The organism is Photobacterium angustum (assembly GCF_003026365.1).
GTDB lineage: Bacteria > Pseudomonadota > Gammaproteobacteria > Enterobacterales > Vibrionaceae > Photobacterium > Photobacterium angustum.
The window spans coordinates 282,470-298,808 of sequence record NZ_PYOM01000002.1; the positions used below are offsets into that span (position 1 = coordinate 282,470).

The 16,339-nt window shown below is 40.0% G+C and carries 16 protein-coding genes; 12 read left to right on the plus strand and 4 right to left on the minus strand.

Going from position 1 to position 16,339, the window contains the following annotated elements; translation table 11 throughout:
* Positions 1-670: 670 nt before the first annotated feature.
* The gene (pepE, locus tag CTN01_RS03290; RefSeq protein WP_045149556.1) at positions 671-1,408 is read right to left on the minus strand and encodes a dipeptidase PepE; all 738 of its coding nucleotides are present in this window, start codon (positions 1,406-1,408) and stop codon (positions 671-673) included.
* Between the two features lie 395 nt (positions 1,409-1,803).
* Here pepE and rsxA point away from each other — a divergent pair, with 395 nt between their 5' ends.
* The 7 genes from rsxA (at position 1,804) to nth (ending at position 8,822) form a co-directional block, all read left to right on the plus strand.
* Entirely contained in the window at positions 1,804-2,385 is a 582-nt protein-coding gene (gene rsxA, locus CTN01_RS03295) for an electron transport complex subunit RsxA (RefSeq protein WP_045083337.1), read from the plus strand.
* Positions 2,385-2,969 carry an electron transport complex subunit RsxB gene (gene rsxB / locus CTN01_RS03300; RefSeq protein WP_045083336.1) on the plus strand — a complete coding sequence of 195 codons (585 nt, stop codon included), beginning with the start codon at positions 2,385-2,387 and terminating at the stop codon, positions 2,967-2,969. Before rsxA ends, rsxB begins: the two co-directional genes overlap by 1 nt.
* A gap of 2 nt (positions 2,970-2,971) precedes the next feature.
* Positions 2,972-5,638: an electron transport complex subunit RsxC gene (gene rsxC / locus CTN01_RS03305; RefSeq protein WP_107342084.1), complete on the plus strand. Its 2,667-nt coding sequence runs from the start codon at positions 2,972-2,974 to the stop codon at positions 5,636-5,638.
* A 2-nt stretch (positions 5,639-5,640) separates the two neighbouring features.
* Positions 5,641-6,687 (plus strand): electron transport complex subunit RsxD, encoded by a 1,047-nt coding sequence (gene rsxD / locus CTN01_RS03310; protein WP_045148405.1) that lies wholly within the window; start codon positions 5,641-5,643, stop codon positions 6,685-6,687.
* Positions 6,688-6,701: 14 nt separating this feature from the next.
* On the plus strand, positions 6,702-7,334 hold the full coding sequence (rsxG, locus tag CTN01_RS03315; RefSeq protein WP_045083335.1) for an electron transport complex subunit RsxG: 633 nt from the start codon (positions 6,702-6,704) through the stop codon (positions 7,332-7,334).
* Between the two features lies 1 nt (position 7,335).
* A complete protein-coding gene (locus tag CTN01_RS03320) occupies positions 7,336-8,034 on the plus strand; it encodes an electron transport complex subunit E (RefSeq protein ID WP_005368852.1) in 699 nt (232 codons plus the stop codon).
* A gap of 152 nt (positions 8,035-8,186) precedes the next feature.
* Positions 8,187-8,822: an endonuclease III gene (gene nth / locus CTN01_RS03325; RefSeq protein ID WP_045083333.1), complete on the plus strand. Its 636-nt coding sequence runs from the start codon at positions 8,187-8,189 to the stop codon at positions 8,820-8,822.
* Positions 8,823-8,888: 66 nt separating this feature from the next.
* On the opposite strand, the gene CTN01_RS03330 is transcribed toward nth, so the two are convergent.
* Entirely contained in the window at positions 8,889-9,338 is a 450-nt protein-coding gene (locus CTN01_RS03330) for a hypothetical protein (protein ID WP_005368856.1), read from the minus strand.
* A 180-nt stretch (positions 9,339-9,518) separates the two neighbouring features.
* Here CTN01_RS03330 and CTN01_RS03335 point away from each other — a divergent pair, with 180 nt between their 5' ends.
* On the plus strand, positions 9,519-10,133 hold the full coding sequence (locus tag CTN01_RS03335) for a superoxide dismutase (protein WP_045129822.1): 615 nt from the start codon (positions 9,519-9,521) through the stop codon (positions 10,131-10,133).
* A 34-nt stretch (positions 10,134-10,167) separates the two neighbouring features.
* Positions 10,168-10,611: a DUF2753 family protein gene (locus CTN01_RS03340; protein ID WP_045148404.1), complete on the plus strand. Its 444-nt coding sequence runs from the start codon at positions 10,168-10,170 to the stop codon at positions 10,609-10,611.
* Positions 10,612-10,678: 67 nt separating this feature from the next.
* Here CTN01_RS03340 and motY read toward each other — a convergent pair whose 3' ends face one another.
* The gene (gene motY / locus CTN01_RS03345) at positions 10,679-11,572 is read right to left on the minus strand and encodes a flagellar protein MotY (RefSeq protein ID WP_052666588.1); all 894 of its coding nucleotides are present in this window, start codon (positions 11,570-11,572) and stop codon (positions 10,679-10,681) included.
* A 227-nt stretch (positions 11,573-11,799) separates the two neighbouring features.
* Between motY and rnt the strand changes: the two genes are divergently transcribed.
* The 3 genes from rnt to CTN01_RS03360 all read left to right on the plus strand — a co-directional run bounded on the left by rnt (position 11,800) and on the right by CTN01_RS03360 (position 15,636).
* Positions 11,800-12,465 (plus strand): ribonuclease T, encoded by a 666-nt coding sequence (gene rnt, locus CTN01_RS03350; protein ID WP_045148403.1) that lies wholly within the window; start codon positions 11,800-11,802, stop codon positions 12,463-12,465.
* 275 nt (positions 12,466-12,740) lie between these two features.
* Positions 12,741-14,024, plus strand: a complete 1,284-nt coding sequence (locus CTN01_RS03355; protein WP_045148402.1) for an outer membrane protein transport protein — start codon at positions 12,741-12,743, stop codon at positions 14,022-14,024.
* A 289-nt stretch (positions 14,025-14,313) separates the two neighbouring features.
* Positions 14,314-15,636 (plus strand): Na+/H+ antiporter family protein, encoded by a 1,323-nt coding sequence (locus tag CTN01_RS03360; RefSeq protein ID WP_045083330.1) that lies wholly within the window; start codon positions 14,314-14,316, stop codon positions 15,634-15,636.
* Positions 15,637-15,733: 97 nt separating this feature from the next.
* Here the strand turns inward: CTN01_RS03360 and CTN01_RS03365 are convergent, their stop codons facing one another.
* Positions 15,734-16,072 carry a Grx4 family monothiol glutaredoxin gene (locus CTN01_RS03365; protein WP_045083329.1) on the minus strand — a complete coding sequence of 113 codons (339 nt, stop codon included), beginning with the start codon at positions 16,070-16,072 and terminating at the stop codon, positions 15,734-15,736.
* Between the last annotated feature and the right edge of the window lie 267 nt (positions 16,073-16,339).

Sequence of the window (16,339 nt, forward strand, 5' to 3'; positions counted from 1 at the left end):
GTAGAAATAAAAATATAACCAACTAATTAATAACAATATTTAGGTTGTCATTGTTAAATGGTGAATTTCACAATGAGCAAAAAAGTTAAAAAATATATGATTTTTTTTATCTCTTTTTATGAAATTATTATCCAAAGATCAAAATAACGCAGAAAAATGAATCTAGATCAATTGACCAACTATGTTGTAAGACGTATTATGCACTCCCCTAAAAGAAACATCTAAGCCTCATATCGTTAACCTTTCAAAAACAATTAATCATTAACGTTTACATCCACAGCTTATACCTATTCTATTCAATTTTTTAGCTTACAGAAAATCAAGCATTAATAATGTCTGCTTTCTTGGCAAGAACACTTATAGATATGAATATAATCAATAATAGTATTTGAAATTAGTACCTTTTTATCATTCATCTCTCTCAAACATAATAAAGCGATAAGCTCAAACCATCACTTTCCAATACGTTTACAAGATGAAATGAACACACTTATCCACAGTTTTTGTGGATAACTAAGTTAAATACTGGTCAAATCTACTATTCTAAAAATCAAGCATTATTTAATACGCACCTAGATGCACTTTCGTGAAATTAAGCCTTTTATATAACCACACCAAAAAAAAGCCAGCATATCGCTGGCTTATCTTTAGTAGGGTATTGTCTGATGTATTAACAGCTATATTCCATCATAAATTGAATATCTTGCCCTTCCTCAAAATAAACAGGTTCTACGCCATATTGGAATAGCTTTAATGGCTTACCATTTGCTGCATGGTAGCTTAACTTTCCATCTAATAACTGCAACCATGTCCCTTCTGGAATCCCCACAACAGGCTCATGCTTATTCACTTCTAAAAACTCTTGAATACGCTCATCACGGGTTTCTCCCATATGACCTTCAACCGAAGCTTCTAGATAATGCGGGTTTATTTGGAAAGGAACAAAGTTAAGTGAGCTTAGCACTGCACCAGTGACAATCGGCATATCGTTAGTGGTGCGAATAGTTGGGCAACCAATATTGGTACCTGCACTCCAACCAATATAAGGAATACCTTTCGCTAATACTGCCTTACGTAGCGGTCCAACTAAACCTAAATCATGAAGTTTTTTATTTAAGACCCATGTATTACCACCACTTACAATAATTCCTTCAGCTTCCTCAATGGCTTTAACTGGATCGGCTGCTTGATGAATACCTGTTGCAATACAATCAATACCTAAACGATCAAATGTCGCTTGTACCATAGCCACACGATCATCATGACTCGATCGAATCACAGCATAAGGAATAACAAGAAAATGTTTAGCGCCAGTTCGCTTAACTTGCTCAACAATTGCATCACCCGCAAATTCCATTACATGGGTATTACCTGCAATTTTACCGTTACTCAATAATAAAATATCCATCACATCTATCCTATGCTCATTCAATGATGCCATCATCTCACACGATGATCACAAGTGCCCTTACATAAAACGAGGTTTAAAACTGCTTTACAAGCTATCCAAACATATTTTGCGAAAACTTAACTCACCATCACAAGCTTTCTGGCTAAGACATACAGTCAAATAACAATTAATAAACACAAAACCAAAAACTGATAACTTCTGCGTCATATGCAGTGGGTGTTTTTTGATCGCACAGCTAAACAAAGACGTAGTGACTAAATTAAAAACTTATATTTCATGATCTATGTTTATGAAAAACACAATAATCGCTAAAACCCTACACCACAGGAGTTGTTATAACGGCAACAAAATCAGATAATGCTTAGATCTCTTTTAATAATAATGAAGCCGGTATGACTGAATACCTCCTATTACTTATTGGTACAGTGTTGGTTAACAACTTTGTACTCGTTAAATTTTTAGGCTTATGCCCTTTTATGGGCGTATCTAAAAAATTAGAAACAGCTATTGGAATGGGCTTAGCAACCACTTTTGTGCTAACGCTTGCTTCTGTTTGTGCTTATCTTGTTGAAACTTACATTTTGGATCCACTAGGGATTCAGTATCTGCGCACACTTAGCTTTATTCTAGTAATTGCCGTTGTTGTGCAATTCACAGAAATGGTCGTACATAAAACAAGCCCAACGCTTTATCGTTTATTAGGTATTTTCTTACCACTTATTACCACTAACTGTGCCGTGTTAGGTGTAGCCCTATTAAACGTAAATGAGCGTCATAACTTTATTGAATCTGTTATTTATGGTTTTGGTGCCGCAGTGGGTTTCTCACTTGTGCTTGTTTTATTTGCTTCTATGCGTGAACGCATTGCTGCAGCAGATGTACCTGAGCCATTCAAAGGCGCATCCATTGCGATGATCACCGCAGGACTGATGTCTCTTGCATTTATGGGCTTTACTGGATTGGTGAAATTGTAATGAGTGGGATCCTTATCGCAGTCATTGCTATTGTTATTCTGGCTGCCATTTTCGGACTAATTCTTGGTTTTGCTTCGGTTAAATTTAAAGTTGAAGCCGATCCTATCGTTGAGCAAATCGATGCCATTCTGCCACAAACTCAATGTGGCCAATGTGGCTATCCTGGCTGTCGCCCTTATGCAGAAGCGATTGCCAATGGCGATGTGATCAATAAATGTCCTCCTGGCGGTCAAGTTACTATTGAAAAATTAGCTGACCTAATGGGTGTTGATGTTCCTGATTCAACCCAAGGTGAAGAAGAAAATATTAAAAAAGTCGCTTTTATTCATGAAGATATGTGTATTGGCTGTACTAAATGTATTCAGGCATGCCCTGTCGATGCCATTGTCGGCGGCACTAAATCTATGCATACGGTCATCAAAGACGAATGTACAGGTTGCGATCTCTGTGTTGCTCCCTGCCCTACTGACTGTATCGAAATGATCCCAGTTCAAGAAACGCCTGATAATTGGAAATGGCAACTAAACCAAATTCCAATCGTAAATATCAGTGATGCACCGAGTACAGAAAAGGTAGAGTCGTAGTTATGCTATCTATCATTGAGCAAATTAAACAAGGCAAGTTGTGGGATTTCCACGGCGGTATTCATCCTGCTGAAAATAAAAAAATCTCGAATCAAGCACCTATCGTTAGTGCTGGCATTCCACAAGAACTCGTTTTACCACTTAAGCAGCATATTGGTTCTAAAGGTGACATTATTGTTGCTGTTGGCGACAAAGTGCAAAAAGGTCAAGCACTGACACAAGGTGACATTGCAATGTGTGTCCCTGTTCATGCGCCTACATCTGGCACAGTAATAGCCATTGAACAACGTACTACTGCTCACCCTTCAGGTTTAAGTGATTTATGTATCGTTCTTCACCCAGATCACACTGATACGTGGGGTGAGAAAAAAACATATGCCGATTATCAAGATCGTGATCCCGCAGAATTGATCGAAACAATCCGTTTAAGCGGTATCGCTGGATTAGGTGGTGCTGGTTTCCCTACCGCAAGAAAACTTCAAGGCGGTTTAGGTAATGTTGATATTTTAATTATTAACGCGGCTGAGTGTGAGCCATATATTACTGCCGATGACCGACTCATGCGTGATTATGCTGAAGAAGTGATCGAAGGGGTTCGTATCCTTCGACATATTATTAGCCCAAAGCTAACAATCATCGGTATTGAAGATAACAAACCTGAAGCGATTAAAGCCCTTGAGCAGCATGTCACCGAAGCAGACAACATTCTGATCCGTGTTGTACCAACAAAATATCCATCAGGTAGCTCAAAACAGTTAGTTAAAATCCTAACAGGCAGAGAAGTACCAAGTCAGTCACGTTCAACTTCTGTTGGCGTTATCATGCAAAACATAGGTACTGCTTTTGCAATTAAGCGCGCTATTATCGACGGTGAACCACTGATTGAGCGTGTTGTTACACTAACTGGTGAAGCCTTTAAGAAACGTGGTAATGTTTTTGCCATGTTAGGTACACCGATTGCCTACTTGTTAGATAAGTTTGGCTATAAAGCCGATAAAAAACATCCTCGTGTGATCATTGGTGGATCGTTAATGGGATTTACCCTCCCGCATTCCAATGTGCCGATCACCAAAATAACAAACTGTATTTTGGCACCAAAACGCAAAGAACTCCCATTACATACCTATGAAATGGCATGTATCCGTTGTTCTGCTTGTGCAGATGTTTGCCCATCATCATTGCTCCCACAGCAATTACAATGGTACGCCAAGGATCAAAATTACGACAAGTGCGAAGAATATAATCTAAAAGATTGTATTGAATGCGGCGCCTGTGCGTATGTCTGTCCAAGTGAGATCCCTCTTGTTCAGTACTATCGCCAAGCAAAAGCTGAGATCTGGGCGCGTAGCCAAGATGAAATGAACGCAGAACGAGCTCGTCAACGCTTTGAAGCAAAACAAGCACGCATGGAGCGTGATAAGGCTGAACGTGAAAACCGCTTTAAAAAAGCTGCTGATTCTCGTCGTGATGAAATGGCAAAAACTGGGGGTGATGATGCAGTCGCAGCTGCTATTGCCCGCGTAAAAGCCAAACAAGCAGCAGCCGCTAAAACAGATACAGCTGAAGTGAAACCTGCTGTTGCAGCAGCGATTGCAAAAGCAAAAGCAAAACAAGCAGCTTCAGCACAAGGTGCAACTTCAGAGAGCCTGCCAGATAACAGTGAAATGGCGAAATTACGTGAAGAGCGAAAACGTCAAGCTCGTGAACGTAAGGCTGAAAAAGAAGCTACAGCAAATAACCAACCTGTAGCTGAAAATGACAATAAAAAAGATGCTGTCGCAGCCGCCGTGGCTCGCGCTAAAGCAAGAAAAGCTGCGCAACAATCAGGTACACAAGCTGAAGTTGAAGCTGAAAACTTTGATCCTAAAAAAGCCGCTGTTGCTGCTGCCGTCGCTCGTGCTAAAGCAAGAAAAGCCGCACAACAAACAGAAACACAAGCTGAATCAACACCAGAATCTGTGGTTGAAGCTGAAAACGTTGATCCTAAAAAAGCCGCTGTTGCTGCTGCCGTCGCTCGCGCTAAAGCAAGAAAAGCCGCACAACAAGCAGAGGCACAAGCTGAATCAACACCGAAACCTGTAGATGAAGCTGAAAACATTGATCCGAAAAAAGCCGCTGTTGCTGCTGCCGTCGCTCGCGCTAAAGCAAGAAAAGTGGCACAACAAGCAGAGGCACAAGCTGAATCATCATCGGAACCTGCAGTTGAAGCTGAAAACGTTGATCCGAAAAAAGCCGCTGTTGCTGCTGCCGTCGCTCGCGCTAAAGCAAGAAAAGCCGCACAACAAGCTGAATCAGCATCGGAACCTGTAGTTGAAACTGAAAACGTTGATCCGAAAAAAGCCACTGTTGCTGCTGCCGTCGCTCGTGCTAAAGCAAGAGAAGCCGCACAACAAGCAGAGGCACAAGCTGAATCATCATCGGAACCTGTTGTTGAAGCTGAAAACGTTGATCCCAAAAAAGCAGCTGTTGCTGCTGCCGTTGCTCGTGCTAAAGCAAGAAAAGCCGCACAACAAGCAGAGGCACAAGCTGAATCATCATCGGAATCTCTAGATGAAGCTGAAAACGTAGATCCGAAAAAAGCTGCTGTTGCTGCTGCCGTCGCTCGCGCTAAAGCAAGAAAAGCGGCAAAGCAAGCCGCCAAAGAACAACAAAACATTGAGGAAGATTAACCGTGGCGTTTAATATTGCCAGTTCACCCCATGACCATAACCGCCGAAGCACCAGCGCTATTATGCGTACAGTTATATTATGCTCGGTATTTGGCGTTATTGCTCAATGCTACTTCTTTGGTTTCGGTACTCTGATCCAAATTGTATTAGCATCTATATCTGCAATCATATTTGAAGCTATTATTGTAAAACTGCGTAAACGTCCAGTTGTACCTTATTTAAGAGATAACACAGCCCTGCTTACTGGCGTATTAATTGGTTTATCAATCCCACCATTAGCACCTTGGTGGTTGACTGTTATTGGTGTGTTCTTTGCTATAGTCATTGCAAAACACCTTTATGGCGGTATTGGACAAAACCTATTTAACCCCGCGATGATTGCTTATGTCGTACTACTAATTTCATTCCCAGTACAGATGACAACGTGGTTACCACCAGCATCATTGAGTGCTCAACCAGCCAACTTTATGGATAGTATTTATGCAATCTTTACTGGCTTTACTCAAGATGGATTTAGTGTTCCGCAACTGAAAATGTCAGTTGATGGTTACACGATGGCAACACCGCTAGATACTCTAAAAACATCGTTACACACAGGCTTTACAACAGCTGAAACAATGGCAAAACCTGTTTACGGTGCGATTGCGGGTATTGGCTGGGAATGGATTAATATGGGCTTCCTTGTTGGTGGTTTAATCTTATTAAAGCTTCGTGTTATTCAATGGCATATCCCTGTTGCTATGCTAACGTCACTATTTTTGATCAGTAGTCTTGTTTACATTGTGCACCCTGATACGACTGGTTCTCCATTGTTCCACCTATTTTCTGGTGCAACCATGTTAGGTGCTTTCTTTATTGCCACCGATCCGGTAACAGCATCAACAACGGTAAAAGGCCGTTTAATATTTGGTGGCTTTATCGGTGTCATGATTTATCTGATCCGTACATGGGGTGGATTCCCAGATGGCGTTGCCTTTGCCGTTTTACTTGGTAACTTATGTGTACCACTTATTGATTACTACACTCGTCCTCGTACTTACGGGCACTAATTAAGAGAACAGCCATGTTTAATGCAATGAAAAAAAACGGTGCTATTCTTGCAATTTTTGCGTGTTTAGCGACAGCGCTAGTAGCCCTGACTAACTACCTAACGGAAGATCGTATAGCAGAACAGCAGCGCCTACAGTTACTGGATACTTTAAACCAAGTGATTCCCGTAGCAAACCACGACAACTTACTCTACAAAAGTTGTACTTTAGTTAGAGATCATAAGCGGTTAGGTACATTAGCTCAGATGCCAGCTTATATTGCTAAAAAAGATAATAAGCCTGTTGGTGTAGCTATTGAAGGTATCGCCCCTGACGGTTATAGCGGCGCAATTAAAATTATTGTTGGTTTAGACATGAAAGGCGTGATCACTGGCGTTCGTGTATTACAACAAAACGAAACACCAGGATTGGGTGATAAAATTGAAGCCACTGTTAGTAACTGGATTTACAGCTTTAATGGTAAGCGTGTAAATGGGGATAACGACCCATCATTTAAAGTGCGTAAAGATGGTGGTGAGTTTGATCAATTCACAGGTGCGACTATAACACCACGAGCAGTCGTCAAAGCAGTGAAAAATATTTCGTTATACTGGGATCAAAACCAGGATAAAATCATCAACCAACCACTTGATTGTGCAGGTGAGTGATATGACAACTAATAAAGAATTGATGACAAATGGCCTATGGTCAAATAACCCGGCAGTTGTTCAACTGCTTGGTCTTTGCCCTTTACTTGCCGTTTCATCAACAGTGACAAATGCTTTAGGTTTGGGGCTTGCGACGACTTTAGTACTGATAGGCTCAAACTTAATTGTGTCTTTAATTCGTCACTGGGTACCCACTGAGATCCGTATTCCAGTATTTGTTATGATCATTGCCTCACTCGTAACCTGCGTACAGTTATTGATGAATGCATTTACTTTTGGTTTATACAAGTCATTAGGGATCTTCATCGCCTTGATTGTAACCAACTGTATTATCATTGGTCGTGCTGAAGCCTTTGCCTCTAAAAATGCGCCATTACCAGCAGTACTCGATGGTTTATGGATGGGGTTAGGCATGACATCTGCGCTATTCATTCTTGGCGCAATGCGAGAATTATTGAGTAAAGGAACCTTGTTCGATGGTGCTGATCGACTACTAGGTAGCTGGGCATCAGTCTTACGAATCCAAGTATTCCATTTTGATTCAGGGTTCTTACTTGCAATGTTACCACCGGGTGCCTTTCTTGGTGTCGGTTTAATGATTGCAGCCAAAAATGTGATTGATAAACGCCGTCAACAAAAACAACCTAAAGAAGAATCAAAGCCAACGGTTGAACGTGCTCGCGTTACTACCGTAGACTAAAGAGTAAACCCAATAAGTATCATGCTTATTGGGTTTCTTTTTATTACATATCGCGACAAAATAATGGAATAGTAAAATGCTTAATTGCAACGACAGATGCTCACTCTGTCACTCCCTACTTATATTGCAATAAGCCTTATTTGGAATAGAAAATGAATAATCAAAAACGCGTCCAAATTCTTGAACGTTTACGCGCTGAAAACCCACACCCTGAAACAGAGCTTCATTGGAGCACGCCTTTCGAGTTATTGATTGCGGTATTACTCTCGGCCCAAGCCACCGATGTCAGCGTAAATAAAGCAACCGACAAGCTTTATCCTGTTGCAAATACCCCCCAAGCTATTTACGACTTAGGCGTTGACGGCGTAAAAGAATATATAAAAACTATTGGGTTATTTAATTCTAAAGCAGAAAATGTCATTAAAACCTGCCGGATTCTCTTAGATAAACATAACGGTGAGATCCCAGAAAACCGTGAAGCATTAGAAGCACTACCGGGGGTTGGTCGAAAGACAGCAAATGTTGTTTTAAATACGGCATTTGGCTGGCCGACTATTGCAGTGGATACTCATATATTCCGAGTTTGTAATCGAACTAAATTTGCAATGGGGAAAAATGTCGATCAAGTTGAAGAGAAACTATTAAAGGTTGTGCCAAAAGAATTTAAAGTTGATGTTCACCATTGGCTAATATTACACGGACGCTATACCTGCATTGCGAGAAAGCCGCGCTGTGGCAGCTGCCTAATAGAGGATCTCTGCGAATACAAAGATAAGGTAGACATCTGATTAATAAAAGATTTAATTCAATAAAAAAGGAGCTTAATCGCTCCTTTTCGTTTCTAATATTAGCAATTAAAGTGGTTCACAATTTACTTTAAAGCCATATGCTTTACGCTTTTCTGCCATTTGTTGCGCACCTTCACCTAACTTGGCAAACATCTCATTACGTTCTTCCGCTGAGGGTTTATCAGTACTCGCATCAATCGCTTGTTGCAATTCCACTCGAGCTTTATCTTTATCATCCATCAAATAACTATTTTGTGCTAAAGCAATATAAGCCAAACTACGACCTAATGGTGTCGCTGTATGACCTAACGCTTCGAGTTCTGCCGTTGCACCAGATTCACAGGCTTCTAGCTTGCCAATTGCTTTTGATACTGGCGCTAAATCAGCGCTCACCACTTCTTTTAATACTTTCTTAGTTGTTTCATTCGCCGCTTTTTCAGTAAATTTACCCACACTAAAAATACCCACACCTACCGCAACCAATACAACAACAGCTATTAAAACAACTTTATTCATAACGAAAATCCTTATCTAAACAATGTAAATCATAACCAAAAACCATAAATTCTTTGTTAACTAATCATCAAATTCATAATTTCAAAGCTAAAAATTCATTAATATCCATACAAAAACACGGTTGATAATGATAATAATTATCATTAATATCTAGTTAACGTTTTTTACTAGTTATAATTTATGAAACATTTATTCCCAGAACTACCCTATGACTTCAATGCATTAGAACCTTATCTTGATGCAAGAACTGTTGAGATCCACTATAGCAAACACCATAGAGGTTATTTTGATAAGTTTATGGCTGCGATTGAAAATACAGATCTCAATAACCAGCCCATTGAAACCATTTTAAGCAATATATCTCAATACCCTGCTGCAGTTCGTAATAATGGTGGTGGTTTCTATAATCACAACCTCTATTGGCAATGCATGTCACCCGAAGGCGTTCGCCATCCATCAGGTTTACTTGCAGAAGCAATTAATGCACATTTTGAAAGTTTTACTAAGTTCAAAGAGACATTTTCAACATTAGCTGCCAATCATTTTGGTGCAGGGTTTATTTGGCTCTCTGTCGTAGATGGACGCCTTGAGATCTCGGCAACGCCGAACCAAGACAACCCGTTAATGGATACGGTAACAATACAAGGTACTCCAATTCTTGCGCTCGATGTATGGGAACATGCTTACTACTTGAGTTACCAAAACGTCCGTCCTGATTACATTGACGCATGGTGGCACTTAGTCGATTGGGAACAAGTTGAGATAAACTACCTTAGCGCGTTACAAGCTTTCTAACCGCAAAGCAATACCACTTACAAAGGATAATGACATGGATATTTCAGAGTGGGAAAGACACACCTTAATGGCTGATGATGCTAAGACTAACAATAACCCTTTGATGTCTATTGTTCATTATCAACTCGCGCTATCTATTGCTCAGGAAATCACGGCAGATTCAACTGACACCGAGCAACTAACGGATCTCTTAACGATGAAAGTCGTTTCTTGCCATAATCTTGCTAATTTTTGGCGACAACATGGCGATTCAGACTACGAGTTAAAATATTTACAACTTGCCTCTGAACAAGTTATTGCATTAATCCCACAGTGCAAACAAACGCAATGCCATAGCTATATAAATTCTTTGGGGTGTTGCCAATCGGCATTGGTTGGCTTTTTAAAACGACACCCCAACCCTGCTATTGCTAATCAAGTAAAAGCCATTAACAACTATTCAAGTTGTGAACTAATTGCCTCCTTTAAACTGCATTAATAAAAATAAGGCTCGTTACATCATTCGATAATAACGAGCCTTATCCCATCCAGTTTCCCATTCGTGATTAATAAATCGGACTTTGTCCTAATGAAATCACAACTCGACGATTTAAATTTCGTCCCATAGGGGTTGAGTTATCAGCAATAGGACGTCTCTTACCGTAGGCTTCCACTTGAACACGCTCGGCAGGTAATCCTAATGATTGAAAATATTGACGTAGTTTTTCCGCTCGTCGCTCTGACATCTCTTGGCTTTCTGTAGTACCGGCAATCGAGTCATTAAACGCAGCAACTAAAACCAAATCAATATCGTCAGAATAACGAACAAAGTCGGCAATTTGAGCAAGACGTTGTTGCGAAATTTTATTTAATGTGTCGCTATTTTCACTATAGTGAAGGACAGAAAATGCGATATCTTCAAATCCATAGGGTAATAGTTTACTCAGACATTGGCTAAATGATTGATAACCTTTTTGAAACGCAACGGCGGATAATCCAACCTCTAATAAGCGGTTTTGTCGCTGCCAATCTTGATACATAAATGTAGGATTTCGCCCATCTTCTAATTCAGCAAGCATATTCCACACCGTTTTCCCTTGAATATAGCCATCAAACTGCTTAAAAAATTTAAGTCGTGTCATGGTATTTGCTGAATCACCAGGCATCCAACGAGCAGGCATAGAAGTTAGACGGACGTTTCGTGTTTCTCCCATCGGACGATACATTTTTAATTCAAAGGCAACAGATTGTTTTTTGCTAGAACGTGCTACGAACTCACCGTCACCATAGCCCGGTATATGATGTGACAAACGACACTCGAGCGGCGTATCAACAATAACATTCCACTGTGATTGATTAGGCGACGCGATATATTGCTTCCCAGCCCAACTTGGCAATGAAAACAATAAAATCAATATATACAATGACCTAGGCCATTTTTTAAAAATAAGAAATGTCATTATCCAAATATCTTAATCTAACGTCTCGAAATATAAAGGCTGACTTTTAATTGATACTAATTAAACCTCTCTTTATATCGACCATAACATCCATTGCTTTAACAATTCAGAACCCGTTTCACATTAAGAAAAAGAGGCAGACCATTTTTGTTTATACATCAGATCAAATTGGTATCAAGAGATGGATCTGACATAATGGCCCATTCCTTTATTTTGACAGCAGTGTTATGAGCCAAGATAACGAATTCAATACATTAAAAAGTCGCTTTCGCGGCTACTTTCCCGTCGTCATTGATGTAGAAACCGCGGGATTTAACGCTAAAACAGATGCATTACTTGAAATTTGCGCCGTTACATTACAAATGGATGAAGATGGATGGCTAAAGCCAGCAACAACAATCCACTTCCATGTATCTCCTTTTGAAGGCGCGATTTTACATAAAGAAGCTTTGGACTTTAATGGGATCCGTGACCCTTTTAGTCCACTACGTGGTGCGGTATCTGAAGAGCACGCTTTAAAAGAAATCTATAAGCAGATCCGTAAAGAACAAAGAGCCTCTGATTGTTCTCGCGCTATAATGGTTGCGCACAATGCAACGTTTGATCACAGCTTTGTTATGGCGGCATCTGAACGTGCAAAATTAAAGCGTAACCCTTTCCACCCGTTTGCAACTTTTGATACCGCTGCATTAAGTGGGCTTGCATTTGGTCAAACGGTATTGGCGAAAGCATGCCAAACGGCAAATATCCCATTTGACAATCGTGAAGCACATTCAGCGCTGTATGATACAGAACGTACCGCTGAGCTATTTTGTGAGATAGTTAACAAATGGAAAAAATTAGGTGGCTGGCCTTTAATGGCACCTCAAACAGAAGAAAGTGACAATAACTAATTCAATCTATCTCAAATATAAATAAATTCACTGATAAGCTCATATTTTATATGAGCTTTTTTTAATATGTTTCTTATTTCTAAATATTTAAATTAAACGTTTTAAACACTTACTACAAAACCATGCTAAATAATTGGAACTAAAGTATTAATTTTTGTGATTACAAAAATTTAACATTTATTTAAACACCTCTATACTCTTTCTGTACTTTACATTTTGTTTTTCCTACATGGATGAATAAGAAGCTAAACAATAACTTACAGAGAGGCAGTATAATGTCCGTAAATAAACGCTTTCTTACCGTATCAATAGCAGCAGCACTGGTATCTTCATTTAATGTTCAAGCCGCTGGTTTCCAGCTTAACTCTCAATCAGCAACCGGTTTAGGCCGTGCATTCTCAGGGGATGCAGTTATAGCTGATAATGCCTCAGTCGTAGCGAAGAATGCTGCTGCAATGGCGTTATTCGACAGACCTGCAATGTCGCTTGGCCTAACAGTCATCGACACTGATATCAAAGTCAAAAATACAAGCATTGTAGCTTCTCCATTTAAGGTTGACGATGCATCAATAGGCGGCATCAGTTATGTCCCTAACCTTTATTACATTCACCCTATTAATGAAAAAATTGCAGTAGGTGCCTCCCTTTATTCTAACTTCGGTACATTAACTGAGTTTCCAGGAGGGTATGGAAATAATGTACAGGTGCCAGAACTTAAGGGTCAAGCAGATATATACGGTGGTACAACTGAAGTTAAAAGTTTAAACCTTGGTCTAAGTGCATCTTACCGTCTAAACAAACAGCTAAGTCTTGGTGCCGGTATCGATGTGATTTATGGTAGCGGTAAATTTACTCGCGGTAGAGGACTTTCTCCACTTCCAAGTTCAGTAACTGGCACAAGTGATTTCGTTGATATTGATGCTGATGGTTTTGCATTGGGCTTTAATTTAGGCAGTGTATTTGAAGTCGATGATAATAATCGTTTTGGTTTAACTTATCGATTTAGCCCTACTCTAGAAGCCAAAGGCGATATGACTTATATTCCTAATGCCTTTATTGGTAAGCCATATGATCTAAGTGGCGAAAAGTTAAAAATGCCACTCCCCGACATGGCTGAATTCTCTGGCTTCCACAAACTTAATGACAAATTTGCAGTCCACTATAGTATCCAATGGATCGGCTGGAGTAGCTTCGACAAGTTAGAGACGACTGGTGGTACAGTTATTAAAGACTATGAGTGGCAGGATGGCTGGCACTACGCCATTGGTGGTACATATTACTTAAATAATGATTGGACACTACGTGCAGGTTATATGCATGACACCAGTGCTCAAGACCAAATGACCTCGATTTCAGTACCTGACTCCGATCGAAACTGGATCTCTGGTGGCTTTACTTACCACTTAGATAGTAAATCTAATATCGACTTCGGTCTTACTTATCTGATGGGTAAAGATGTTGATGTTAAAGAATCACAAGAAAATGGCTCTTTACCTTTGACAGCGACAACAAGAGCCAATGCGTGGCTTTACGGCATCCAATATAGCCGTAGCTTCTAATCATTCCTACTTTTAAGTTTAATATGGCTCAGTTGATTATCGATCACTGAGCCTTTTTCTTGCCTGATAATCCAATCAAAAACATCCTTTTAAGTGATTTAAAATCATACAACCTTAATAAAATGTAGTTCAAAACACATTTTGTCCTCGACATGTGCAAAAATTTAAGCAAACTGGTGAAAACCTGGTTATTTCTCATCAACAATTCTGTGATTAGTCACACACTTTGAAATAACCAAATAAACGAAGTTAACAGTTTCCTCATTAAAAACGGATGGAATAAAGTTTTATGAACCCTGTAGTTATAGCGGTATGTATCATGCTGATACTCGCGTTAATGCGAGTGAATGTGGTGGTCGCGCTAACCTTTAGTGCCATTGTTGGTGGCCTTATTGGTGGAATGTCTCTCACTGATGCGGTGTCAGCCTTTGAAGGTGGTCTTGGTGGCGGTGCAACCACAGCGCTAAGTTATGCCATGCTCGGTACGTTTGCCGTTGCAATCTCGCGTTCAGGTATCACGGATGTACTGGCGCAAAAAGTGATCAAGCGCATTAGCGGCCATAATAACGCTGCTGCTGCAATGGGCGTCAAATATAGCGTTCTTATCATTCTCGTCTTACTTGCCATTTCTTCTCAGAACGTTATTCCGGTACATATTGCCTTCATCCCAATTGTTATTCCGCCGCTACTGCATGTTTTTGCCAAACTAAAATTAGACCGTCGTTTAATCGCTTGTGTATTAACCTTTGGTTTAGTCACCCCTTATATGGTGTTGCCTATTGGTTTTGGCGGTATTTTCTTAAATAACATCTTACTTAAGAACTTACACGATAACGGCTTAGATGTATTAGCCAGCCAAGTACCCGTAGCAATGCTTTTACCTGCTTGTGGCATGTTATTTGGTTTGTTGGTGTCGATTTTTATCAGTTACCGTAAACCACGTGAGTATTCCGTTGAAAAGATCCTTGCCAGTGAGCCAGAGAAAAAAGAAATCGACATGCGTCATGTCTATGTCGCAGTTGCCGCTATTTTTGCCGCATTAGGCGCACAATTATATAGTGGCTCGATGATCATCGGTGGCCTTGTTGGCTTTATGGTGTTTACTTTCACGGGTGTCATTAAGTGGAAAGAAACCCATGATGTGTTCACCAAAGGTGTTCATATGATGGCGATGATCGGCTTTATTATGATTGCAGCAGCAGGTTTTGCTGCGGTAATGAAAGCAACAGGCGGCGTAGAAACCTTAGTGAATTCCCTTGAAGCTGTGATTGGTAATAACAAACCTCTTGCTTCACTGCTAATGCTGGTTGTGGGTTTATTAGTAACCATGGGGATCGGTTCTTCGTTTTCAACCATTCCAATTCTAGCCACGATTTATGTACCACTTTGTCTATCTTTTGGTTTCTCACCAATGGCAACCATCGCGATTGTAGGTACTGCAGCAGCATTAGGGGATGCGGGTTCTCCAGCTTCAGATTCGACTTTAGGTCCAACATCAGGTTTGAATGCGGATGGTCAGCACGATCATATTTGGGATTCGGTTGTACCGACGTTCATCCACTATAACTTGCCATTAATTGGATTTGGTTGGTTAGCTTCTATGGTGTTATAAGCCATATATTCTTTATCAAGACAAACAAAAAAACCGCCAATTTGGCGGTTTTTATTTATCAGCTAAACACTATTTAATAACGTTTAGGCGTAATAAATTATTCAGCAGAGGCTGCGTCACGACGTTCAGCAACTTCTTTTAATAATGGCTGAAGCTCACCTTTTTGGAACATCTCAAGAATAATGTCACAACCACCGATAAGTTCACCTTCAACCCATAACTGTGGGAAAGTTGGCCACTGCGCGTAAATTGGAAGTTCTGCGCGAATATCTGGGTTTTGTAGAATATCAACGTATGCAAACTTTTCACCACAGCCCATTAGTGCTTGTGAAGCTTGAGAAGAAAAACCACAGCTCGGTAGCTTAGGTGAACCTTTCATGTAAAGTAGAATTGGGTTTTCTGCGATTTGCTGCTTAATTTTGTCGATAGTTTCCATAACTTCCTCGTACAACCTTAATAGTAATAACTTAAACCCTACCATTCTACTTGGTTATCGTCACCAATAAAAATACTTTCCCATACTAAGCGAGTGCTTTTGATGCAATGCCAGATCTCAGTTTCAATACCCTTGTTTTTTAAAAGGTCATTGACGCTTTGATTAACGAGGTATAGGGTATTTTTTTATTTCCAAGTCTTTTAATAAAGAAAAAACTTGCTAAAATAATCCGGTCAGATTCAAAAATAAATAAGTAAGCCTTGATGC

Excerpts from the sequence above, each read along its gene's own strand:
- pepE (WP_045149556.1), bottom strand. The coding sequence starts at position 1,408 with ATGGATATTTTATTATTGAGTAACGGTAAAATTGCAGGTAATACCCAT.
- rsxA (WP_045083337.1), top strand. The coding sequence starts at position 1,804 with ATGACTGAATACCTCCTATTACTTATTGGTACAGTGTTGGTTAACAAC.
- rsxB (WP_045083336.1), top strand. The coding sequence starts at position 2,385 with ATGAGTGGGATCCTTATCGCAGTCATTGCTATTGTTATTCTGGCTGCC.
- rsxC (WP_107342084.1), top strand. The coding sequence starts at position 2,972 with ATGCTATCTATCATTGAGCAAATTAAACAAGGCAAGTTGTGGGATTTC.
- rsxG (WP_045083335.1), top strand. The coding sequence starts at position 6,702 with ATGTTTAATGCAATGAAAAAAAACGGTGCTATTCTTGCAATTTTTGCG.
- CTN01_RS03320 (WP_005368852.1), top strand. The coding sequence starts at position 7,336 with ATGACAACTAATAAAGAATTGATGACAAATGGCCTATGGTCAAATAAC.
- nth (WP_045083333.1), top strand. The coding sequence starts at position 8,187 with ATGAATAATCAAAAACGCGTCCAAATTCTTGAACGTTTACGCGCTGAA.
- CTN01_RS03330 (WP_005368856.1), bottom strand. The coding sequence starts at position 9,338 with ATGAATAAAGTTGTTTTAATAGCTGTTGTTGTATTGGTTGCGGTAGGT.
- CTN01_RS03335 (WP_045129822.1), top strand. The coding sequence starts at position 9,519 with ATGAAACATTTATTCCCAGAACTACCCTATGACTTCAATGCATTAGAA.
- CTN01_RS03340 (WP_045148404.1), top strand. The coding sequence starts at position 10,168 with ATGGATATTTCAGAGTGGGAAAGACACACCTTAATGGCTGATGATGCT.
- motY (WP_052666588.1), bottom strand. The coding sequence starts at position 11,572 with ATGACATTTCTTATTTTTAAAAAATGGCCTAGGTCATTGTATATATTG.
- rnt (WP_045148403.1), top strand. The coding sequence starts at position 11,800 with ATGAGCCAAGATAACGAATTCAATACATTAAAAAGTCGCTTTCGCGGC.
- CTN01_RS03355 (WP_045148402.1), top strand. The coding sequence starts at position 12,741 with ATGTCCGTAAATAAACGCTTTCTTACCGTATCAATAGCAGCAGCACTG.
- CTN01_RS03360 (WP_045083330.1), top strand. The coding sequence starts at position 14,314 with ATGAACCCTGTAGTTATAGCGGTATGTATCATGCTGATACTCGCGTTA.
- CTN01_RS03365 (WP_045083329.1), bottom strand. The coding sequence starts at position 16,072 with ATGGAAACTATCGACAAAATTAAGCAGCAAATCGCAGAAAACCCAATT.